Here is a 1,445-nt window from a genome sequence, read left to right on the forward strand (position 1 = left end):
CCCTCGGGCTAGGATCGGCCCTTGCCGGTCTTTCCTTCGGGTGCGGTCGAGAGAAATCGGCGATAGGTGGACGTTTCAGGGTCCGGAGACGGCGAGGCGAGCGAAGCGGGCCTGCGGACAAGCGGGGCTTTCAGCCCTCGCGCGGGACGCGGGCCCGCTTTGCCGAGCCTGACGGGGTCCGGCCGCCACGCGGCGCGGAACGCGGCCTTGAAGCGGCCGGCCGCCGGTTTACGACCGCAGCAAAACCCGAGGGGAGGACCGGCAAGGGACCTGTGCCCAGGCTTCGAAAGTGACATGGGAAGGCCGACATGACCTGCCGCCGCGGACCTGCTTTCCCCGTCGGCCACGACAAGGCGCAGGCGGAGAGATCGACCGGCGGGCCCGCGCGCAGCGCCTCACATCCCGAACGTCACGGCGGTTCACAGCAGCGATTTGGAGAGAGCCACGCCGCTATCGTCGAGGCGGACGACAAATGGCGAATGCGAGAAAACGCGAGGATCCGCTTGCTGCCGAGGAATTGTCGGCGGGAGATAGCCAGCAGCTTGGCCTAGGCGGCGTCGGTTGCCCTCGCCCCCACGTCTGGCCGCCACTGCCGGATGACGTCCTCGATTTCGGTCCGATAGGCTTCGGGATACTCCGCCACAGGTCGGCCGGCGACATAGGCGAAGACGGTCGCCATGTCATGGGCGATGGCATTATCGACGGCGAAGAGGTCGGCGATGTCGAACCCGCCGAGGTCGATTGCATTCCACCAGGCGAGGACGAAGCCGGCGACACGGCGCGACTGCCCGGTGTCGCTGCGGGCGATGGTGAAGAGCCGCTCGAACCCGGCGCGCGTCGTCTCGTCCATGATGGTACTCCTATGACGAGCCAAGGTTAGCGCAAGCGCGATCCATTTGCACCTCAACGCCGCCCCCGCGACCTTCCGCTGGCGAGCTTCCACGAGAGCGCCTCGATCTCGCCGCGGCGCTCAAAGGCCAGTTGATCGACATGCTCGCGGAAGAGCCGCCCATCCGCCGGCGTCCATCCGGCCCGACGACGGCTCGACGGTCGGGCTTTTGCCTTTGCGGTGTTGGTTTTCCGTTCGGCGCGGTGCTTGATCTGGCGTTCGATGCGAGCAAGCTGGCGACGGGCCTCGGAGCAGGCGGCTCGTGTGCGTGCGAGCGGCGCCGGTCTGCCGGGGTGTTCATAACGAACTCTCCCGGGCGCGGCGCCGCGAATACGCCGCCGGCCACGCCGGAAGCGGGGTGGTGTCTGGCGCATAGGAGGCGGGCAACGCGACCGAAGCGATCGAGGATGCGAGATCCTCGCCGGCATCCTGCTGCATGGCATCGCTCAGGATGCCATGGAGTGCCGCGCAGATTTCGGCGCGCGGCTCCGGCCCTGCCTCGACCAGCAGATGAACGGCCACCATATAAGTCGTCATGGCCGGCCCTCCCTGCGGA

2 protein-coding genes are annotated in these 1,445 nt (G+C 67.8%); both read right to left on the reverse strand.

Translation table 11 applies throughout. The annotated features are described in order from the left end of the window. Nucleotides 1–547 precede the first annotated feature (547 nt). A complete protein-coding gene (locus K9U40_RS22970; RefSeq protein WP_282892398.1) occupies nucleotides 548–850 on the reverse strand; it encodes a DUF7673 family protein in 303 nt (100 codons plus the stop codon). A 336-nt stretch (nucleotides 851–1,186) separates the two neighbouring features. Continuing rightward, the coding region (locus tag K9U40_RS22975; RefSeq protein ID WP_282892399.1) for a hypothetical protein at nucleotides 1,187–1,445 on the reverse strand (259 nt) is incomplete at its 5' end.

It is taken from the genome of Xanthobacter autotrophicus, from assembly GCF_030015065.1.
Classification (GTDB): domain Bacteria; phylum Pseudomonadota; class Alphaproteobacteria; order Rhizobiales; family Xanthobacteraceae; genus Xanthobacter; species Xanthobacter autotrophicus_D.

Bases quoted from the DNA above. Each gene is read 5' to 3' on its own strand.
- K9U40_RS22970 (WP_282892398.1), bottom strand. From the start codon at position 850: ATGGACGAGACGACGCGCGCCGGGTTCGAGCGGCTCTTCACCATCGCC.